Below are 7,423 nucleotides of genomic sequence, written 5' to 3'. Positions count from 1 at the left end.
ATCGCCCTCGTCATGCTCACCCTCGCCGGGGAACGTCCCACCCTCCCCGGTCGCCAACCCGCCACAGAGTGACCCACTCATGCAGCAGGAGAGCCCGAAAAGCTCACCACACCAACCTGCCCCGGCGCGCCCGCGTGGTGAGTTCTCCCGCGCTGACACGTCCCGCGTCGGTCTGGTGCCCGCTCCGGGCCGGCCGGACCCGGCAACCTGCCGACAGGGCGTGCAACAGAAGGGGCAACAGCCGGGGCAAGAACACCTGCGGGCCGAAGGCATTGAGGTGACCGAGGTCAACCAGCCAGACAAGGCCGCCCGACGGCGTCACGGCAAGACCGACGCCGTCGATGCCGAAGCCGCCGCCCGCGCCGTCTTGTCCGGTCGTGCCACCGCCACGGCGAAGACCAGCGACGGCCCGGTGGAGATGCTGCGGCTGTTCAAGCTGGCGAAGGGATCCGCCATCAAGTCCAGGACCCAGGCCATCAACCAGCTCAAGAGCGTCCTGGTCTGCGCCGATGCCGAACTTCGCGAGTCCCTGGCCGGGCTGAGAAACCCGAAGCTGTTCCAGCAGTGCGCCGCACTCACGGAGCCCGAGATCTCCGGGCCGGCAGAGGCCGCGCGTCACACCCTGCGACTGCTGGCCCGCCGCATCCAGCACCTGACCGAAGAGATCAACGACCTCACCAAGCGGATAACCGAAACAATCAAAGCGACTACTCCTGATCTGCTCGACGTCTACGGCGTCGGCCCGGACAGCGCAGCTGTCCTGCTCATCTCGGCCGGTGACAACCCCGGACGCCTCGACAACGAGGCGTCCTTCGCCGCCCTGTGCGGCGCCAGCCCCGTCGAGGCGTCCTCCGGCAAGACGCAGCGCCGCAGACTCAACCGAGGCGGTGACCGACAGGCCAACGCTGCCCTCTACCGGATCGTCCTGAGCCGCCTGCGCTGGGAGGGTCGTTCCCAGGACTACCTGCGGCGACGCCTTGCGGAGGGCAAGACCAAACGCGAGATCATCCGCTGCCTCAAGCGGTACGTCGCACGAGAGATCTACCGGCTCATCGTCCCCACGAACACCGCGGCCAACGACACGGGACTAGCCCGAGATGCCGCTTGACATCCATAGGGGCATCAACGCCCTGGCCGAGAGTTTCTGGCAGGGACTGAAGCGAGAAACGATGTACAGGAGAGTGTTCGTGACGATGTCTCAGGCGAGGCTTGAGATATTCCGGTGGCTCACCTACTACAACGCCCGACGCCGACACAGCGCGCTCTCCTACCTCTCCCCGATGGAGTTCGAACAGCACCACCACAGGACAGCTAAACTCTCACTCGCAGCATGAACCCCTGTGTCCACACTCCGGGGGTCACCTCAGTCCCTCGGCCGTGGGCGGTTCGGGCTGCGTCTGCTACCAGACCTTCTTCGACCCTGAGTTCGGGCTCCCCGTCGTGGCGAAGCACTACCGCACCGTCAGCGGAAACATCGAGACCTGGAAGTACCTGACGTACGCGCCGCTGGAGCTGCGCACCCAGGACACCTTCGCCTCCCTGATCCTCGAGCCGGGCCAGTTCTGGATCAGGACAGCCGTCGGTCTCCTGTCGCTCCTCCCGGAGGAGGACGGGCGGGGTTACGGCGTCGGGTACGGCGGCGGCGGTCCGCACGAGCTGGCCCGGTACATCGACCAGCTCATCGACTCCGATGGCAAGGACACCTCGGCCGCCGACCTCCGCCCACGCGACTCCCGGCCTGATCCGCAGGTCCTGGCATGGGTGTCGAGCAAGGAGGCCACCGGCCATCACGAACTGTCGTTGGACGACTTGAAGAAGATCCGGCGCGGCTGACCAGGGATCACCGAGGGGGCGGCGTCATGCATGGGGCCATCCCCTCGTTTCGTGCCACCCGGACCCGTCTGGCAGCCTTCGAGCGGCAACCGGTTCCCGTCTCGCTGATCCCCCGGCTGGGTGGACCCGTTCGGCCGACCTGCCCAGCCACGCGGAGACTCTCGCCCTGAAGCTCTGGCCTCCGGCTGACGGCCTCGATCGTCGTAGCCTTCTTCCAAGAGCGGACTTCGCCCAGCAGGTGGCTGCTCGCCAGGCTCGGCTTGATGCGGCACGACATAAGCCGGGTTCGGACCCCAAGGGGAATCCGAAAACGATTTGTCGGTGTTGAGAAGCTGTTTCTGAACCCGGAGCGTCGGGGGGCGGTGGTCGGCTCGAGGCGATAGACAGGAGGGACGACTGACAGTGAGCCGAATGTCGGCGGCCCGGGACAGGCTCAGCCCGAGCGGTGTGACCTGTGTGGGGGTCCCCATGCCGGTGGGTGAGGGTGAGTAATGCACGCCCGCCAGGTAGGACGGCTTGTGCGGCGGCATCGGGAGAGCCCATGGAACGTGATCAACCGAAACCTCCGAACATCGCTGACCTGCATGACTTCCTGGACCACCAGCTCGGCCAGATCGCAGCGCAGCTCCGGGGGCTGGCCCGGACCAGGGACCAGTTGCAGGCGTTGCTAGACGCGGTCATGGCAGTCAGTCGGGAGTTGGAGCTGCCAGTGGTGCTGGACCGGATCGTCACGGCTGCTATGAACCTGGTCCAGGCCCGCTATGGTGCGCTGGGCGTCCTCGATGAGCAGGGCACGGGCCTGGCGCACTTCATCCCCGTGGGGCTGAGCGAGCAGGAACGGGCCGACCTGGGCGGTGTCGAGTTTCCGCACGGGCGGGGTCTGCTCGGGACGCTGATCCGCCGTCCCGAACCGCTCCGGGTCCAGGAGATTTCCTCTCATCCGCATTCCGCAGGTTTCCCGCCCGGTCACCCGCCGATGCGCAGCCTTCTCGGGGTGGCGATCAGCGTCCGGGGCGAGGTCTACGGGGACCTTTACTTGGCCGACCGGCGTGACGGGGAGCCCTTCGATGCGTACGACGAGGACATCGTCGTTGCACTTGCCGGGGCCGCCGGAGTGGCCATCGAAAACGCGCGCCTGTTCGAGCATGTCCGGGCAGGCAGCGAGCTGTTCCAACGCCTGCTGCTGCCGACGCTGTCCGATCTGCGACCGTATGAGGGTGCCGCCATGTACCGGCCGGCGACCGCCCCAGCACGGGTCGGCGGTGACTGGTACGACGCCTTTCTGCTCCCTGACCGGGCGTGCGCAGCCGTCATCGGCGACGTTTGCGGCCATGACCTGAAAGCTGCGGCAGCCATGGCCCAGACCCGCAACATGCTGCGCGCCCTTCTCTACGACCGCCGCACCCCGCCCAGCGCAGTCCTCACACAGCTTGACCGCACTCTGCATGCCATCACCAATAACCCCCTCACCACCGCCTGCCTGGCCCGCATCGAACCCGAAGGCTCCGCCTGGACCCTGCGCTGGAGCACCGCAGGCCACCTCCCGCCCCTGCTCATCACCCCCGGTCGGCGGCCGAAGTACCTGTATGCCGATCCCGGGATCCCTCTCGGAGTAGACGCCGACCAATCCCGCCCTGACCACACCCACCCACTCTCCGCTGGCTCCACCGTGGTCTTCTTCACCGACGGACTGGTCGAGCACCCCCAGCACCCCATCGACACCAGTCTCGACGCCCTCGCCCAAATCGCGGCCGCCCACGGCGACCTGTCCCTGAACGGCCTCTGCCAGGCCCTTGTTGACCACCACCCCAGCGACGGCCACGACGACATGGCCATCCTCGCCCTGCGCACACCCCTGCCGACGTAGCCCTTCCGCCGATGCGATCGAGGACGACCTCACCGGCGACGGCATCGATGCCCAGGAGCTAGCCGCCATCCTGAGAAGCTTGTGAATCTCGGGCCGGCCGTCCCCGGTACTCTCGGATTTCCGAGGGTGCCAGTACCTCCGTGAGGGCGGCATGGGTGAGGGGATGCAGCTCCGCCCACGCCGGTAACTGCTCGTTCGACGACGCTGCCGCGCCGCGACCGGTGACACAGCAGCAGACCGAGATCCGGCTGTGGCACTCGGCAAGCCGTGTCTTGCCGAGTGCCCGGCTATCCCGCAACGAAGACGACGATCGGCCGTTCCTGTGGGGCGGTGGTCTTCGTCCATGTCGGCAGGATGAGCCGGGTCAGGACCTCCTGCCGGGCACGGCCTACAACCCGGAGACGGACGACGTGGTCCGGGCCGAACTCGCCGCCGACGCCGCGGCAGCCGCCGCCCGGGAAGCTGAGCTGCGCGAAGCCGCCCGGATCGCGGCCCGCGCCGATGAGCTCCAGGCGCTGCGCGAGCTGGGCACGCTGAAGCACACCGAGCCCCGCGAGGGCGACGAAGCCGTCCGGGACGAACTCACCCGGCGGGCCGGGTCGTACGTCCAGGGCGACGTCGACGCCTGGTTCGCGCACGCCCTGGCTGCGCACCTCGGGCACTACCGCGACCCGGCCGCCCGCGAGGCCGCGACCGGCCTTCTGCCGCCGCCGGTGCTCGCCCACGCCGCGCTGCTCGCCGAACTCGGCCGTCTGGTTCCGGGCGTCGACGTCGGCCAGCTGGCGTTCGCGGCCCGGCTCACCGCCGCCGACCCCGAGGCCGCTGGCGACCTCGCCGCCTTCCTCACTCGCGCCACCGAGACCACGGCAGGTCCGGCATGAGCGAGCACCAGGAGCAGGGGCACGATGTCGTCGCCGCGGTCTGGGAAGGGGGCGCCGCCGGTACCGAGGCGCAGCAGCTAGCCCACCACCTGGCCAAGCCCGCAGGGGCGCTCTACTCGATGGCCCACCAGGACTGACTGACCTGTCGCAGTGAAGGTTGAGCGTTTCTCACCGAAGGTTGAGCGATTGGTCGCGCGGTCTACCGCTCGGCGAACGTGCGAACTGGCTCGGCTCCCTGACCTGAACCTGCCGGAGATGCTTCGCGGGTGCGGAGCGCACCTGTCAGAGCTCCTTGAGAGACTTTCGACCATGACCTCGATTGATCATGAAGTGCGGAAGTCGTGGGATCGTATCGACGCCTGGTGCAGAGATCGTCTGCAGAGGGCCCCCGTAAGGGCGGCTGCGGACGAGGGCCAGCTCCGCGCGGTCGAGGCGGACCTTGAGGTAGCACTCCCCACCGAAGTGCACGAGTGGTGGACCCTGGACCGTGTCAGTGCCGACTACTGGATCCCTGGATCGTTTGCTCCGGTGGGCTTGGAGGAAGCCCTGGAAACGAGAGAGATCTGGTTGCTGGTCGCGGAACAGGAAGGGGCCTCCTTCGATGCGAACGGCGAACCAGAACCGCGGTTCCTGCCGTCGTTCCTGCCGATCGCGATGAGTCCTGGCGGTGACGGACTCATCGTCGACCTGCGGCTCGGCGATTCCTATGGCTCAGTTTTCCTGTGGGACCACGAGACGTGGGTGCTCGGGGTGCCGCTGTGGGGTTCGGTGGCTTCCATGCTCCAGGACATCGCTGCCGCACTCGAATCAGGGACCTCGGCCCTGCTCCGGCATGCTGCCCTCGGCGGCACTGAAGAGGCATGCGTCGCTGTCGTGGACGACGTCGGCGATCTGGTCTGGGAGGTAGCAGAACACTGATTGTGTGCACCCCCTTCGAAGTCGTCCACACCTCCTGACCGCAGGTCAGGGATATTCGGAGCTGGTGACACGACGCATCGATTCGTGGGTTAGGTGTTCTTGGGCGAGTCGCTCTGCTTTGCGCCAGTGGTAGAGCTTGTTGCGGCAGGTTGCTGAGCATGTGAGGCGTATTTGGTTTCTGCGCCCTGGCGGCAAGGGGCCCGAGCATGCTGCGCAGGCTGTCGGCTGTTGTCTGGGCGGGGCATCGGGATTGGGCGTCGGCAGTGGGGACTCGCCTCGTTCGATCCGGCGACGTTGTAGGCCCGGTGGCTGCAGCTTTTCGAGCACCAGCGTCGTCGGCTGCCGGCGCCGAGTGGGGTGTCGCACTCGTCGCAGGTGGGTTGGGTGGCCAGCGCTTCGGCGTTCTCGCCTTGTCGTTGCCGGTAGCCCTTCTGCCGACAGCTTGCTGAGCACCAGCGGCGGGTTTCTCTGTGGGCCGCGATGATCAGCTTCTTGCCGCAGAACTGGCAGGTCACAGCTTGCTGCTTCAGCGGTTTCGGGTGCCGGCGCCGGTAGATCTTCTGACGGCAGGCCTGTGAACAGGTCTGCCTGAGGCTGTTGCTGCCCTGGTAGAGCATGAACTTGCGACATTCCGCGCACTGCGTGCGGTCGAGGATTCCCCGGAGGGCCTCGGGATCGCGACCGGTCACCGTGGCCAGACGGGGCCAGGTGGGCTTTCCCCGGTGCAGTGGAGGCTCGCAGAGAAAGGTCCGCAGATGGTCGGCCTTCAGATGGTTGGCCGCGGCCAGCCGAGCGATGAAGGATCGCGCCCGTTCTCCGGCGACGGGACGGACCTGGATGGGCAGCCGGGTCGGCGGTCGGTAGTCGGGGGAGGGCATTAACAGGCCGGTTTCAGCGGGTGGGTGGGGTGGGTGCGCGATAGCTGGTCCGCTGGCTGCGGACGTAGGCGTTGAGCGTGGAGAACGAGATGGAGATGCCGTGGTCGTCCATGAGCGTCTTCCAGATGTCCTTGGGACTCGCGTCCTGTCTGATCATGGGGGTGATGAGGTGCCGGACCGAGGCGATGACCGGCGTCTTTCGGTGGCGCTTCGGACGTTGCCGCGCGGGCGGCATCAAGGCGGTCAGGGCCGCGCGGACGATGTGCCGTCTGACGCCGTGCCGTTCGGCGAGGTGTCGCAGGGAGAGGCCGGCTTCCGCGTCTTTCTGGATTGCTTCATAGATCAGGTAGGTGCTTGGGGGCAGCCGCTGATACTGGCCTGTGACGGTGGTGCGACGGCGGGGAACGACGGCATCTGTCAGGGCTTCGTTGAGGTGGTCGACTGGGCGACCGGCGAGGACGGCGAGCCGTTCGAGGCGGGGCTTTCCAGTCCAGTTGGGCGGCCCGCAGGCAATCGCGTGCAGGGCGCTGGGCCGAAGGTGATTCGCTGTGGCCAGGCGCCTGATGTAGTTCTCGGTGCTCTCGCCCAGGTGCGGGCGGACGCTTATGGGAAGCGGGGCTGCGGGACGTTCGTCGACGGTGCCGGACGGCATGGCAGGGAGATGCCTTTCTGCGGCGGTCAGCTCGATTCCGAACTGTGGTCAAGAGGGATCGCGTTGAGACCCGACTTCGTGATCTTCTCGCTGCCGGTGAGGATCGCGTCCAGAGCGGCGCCTCTGATCAGGTGGGACAGGGAGCCGATCATGCCGTCGGTACGGTCGTGCAGATAGCGGTCCAGGGCTGTGAGGCTGCCCGCTTTGTGATCGTGCAGCCGTAGCGAGTCTTCCAAGGTGGCCACCAGCCCCTGCCACTCCGCGTTGTAGGGCAAAGGCGCGGTGGGGACGAGGGTGAAGAGTAATTGTCAATACCTGTGGATGCGTCTTCTGAGTGCCGTGTCAGCGGGCAGGAGCCCGGTGAACTGAGGACGCCTTGCGAGCCAGGATCTGA

The 7,423-nt window shown here is 67.1% G+C and carries 7 protein-coding genes and 3 pseudogenes; 7 read left to right on the top strand and 3 right to left on the bottom strand.

Going from position 1 to position 7,423, the window contains the following annotated elements; genetic code table 11:
- Positions 1 to 256: 256 nt before the first annotated feature.
- The 7 genes and pseudogenes from ACWD6R_RS39180 to ACWD6R_RS39150 all read left to right on the top strand — a co-directional run.
- Positions 257 to 1,108 (top strand): annotated as a pseudogene (locus ACWD6R_RS39180) (transposase); the annotation flags it as partial.
- 16 nt (positions 1,109 to 1,124) lie between these two features.
- Positions 1,125 to 1,334 (top strand): annotated as a pseudogene (locus ACWD6R_RS39175) (integrase core domain-containing protein); the annotation flags it as partial.
- Between the two features lie 43 nt (positions 1,335 to 1,377).
- The gene (locus ACWD6R_RS39170) at positions 1,378 to 1,833 is read left to right on the top strand and encodes a hypothetical protein (protein ID WP_451823127.1); all 456 of its coding nucleotides are present in this window, start codon (positions 1,378 to 1,380) and stop codon (positions 1,831 to 1,833) included.
- Positions 1,834 to 2,374: 541 nt separating this feature from the next.
- On the top strand, positions 2,375 to 3,700 hold the full coding sequence (locus ACWD6R_RS39165; protein WP_451823126.1) for a PP2C family protein-serine/threonine phosphatase: 1,326 nt from the start codon (positions 2,375 to 2,377) through the stop codon (positions 3,698 to 3,700).
- A 410-nt stretch (positions 3,701 to 4,110) separates the two neighbouring features.
- Positions 4,111 to 4,581, top strand: coding sequence for a hypothetical protein (locus tag ACWD6R_RS39160; RefSeq protein ID WP_451823125.1), 471 nt, complete (start codon positions 4,111 to 4,113; stop codon positions 4,579 to 4,581).
- A complete protein-coding gene (locus ACWD6R_RS39155) occupies positions 4,578 to 4,718 on the top strand; it encodes a hypothetical protein (RefSeq protein ID WP_451823124.1) in 141 nt (46 codons plus the stop codon). The genes ACWD6R_RS39160 and ACWD6R_RS39155 overlap by 4 nt, the downstream gene beginning before the upstream one ends.
- A 172-nt stretch (positions 4,719 to 4,890) precedes the next feature.
- Positions 4,891 to 5,499 (top strand): SMI1/KNR4 family protein, encoded by a 609-nt coding sequence (locus tag ACWD6R_RS39150; RefSeq protein WP_451823123.1) that lies wholly within the window; start codon positions 4,891 to 4,893, stop codon positions 5,497 to 5,499.
- Between the two features lie 89 nt (positions 5,500 to 5,588).
- Here the strand turns inward: ACWD6R_RS39150 and ACWD6R_RS39145 are convergent, their stop codons facing one another.
- The 3 genes and pseudogenes from ACWD6R_RS39145 to ACWD6R_RS39135 form a co-directional block, all read right to left on the bottom strand.
- Positions 5,589 to 6,377, bottom strand: coding sequence for a hypothetical protein (locus ACWD6R_RS39145; RefSeq protein ID WP_451823122.1), 789 nt, complete (start codon positions 6,375 to 6,377; stop codon positions 5,589 to 5,591).
- Between the two features lie 13 nt (positions 6,378 to 6,390).
- Positions 6,391 to 7,029 (bottom strand): hypothetical protein, encoded by a 639-nt coding sequence (locus ACWD6R_RS39140; protein WP_451823121.1) that lies wholly within the window; start codon positions 7,027 to 7,029, stop codon positions 6,391 to 6,393.
- A 26-nt stretch (positions 7,030 to 7,055) separates the two neighbouring features.
- Positions 7,056 to 7,328 (bottom strand): annotated as a pseudogene (locus ACWD6R_RS39135) (ATP/GTP-binding protein); the annotation flags it as partial.
- Positions 7,329 to 7,423 lie beyond the last annotated feature (95 nt).

The organism is Streptomyces sp. NPDC005151 (assembly GCF_053599875.1).
This window is presented reverse-complemented; position numbering and strand designations above follow the sequence as displayed.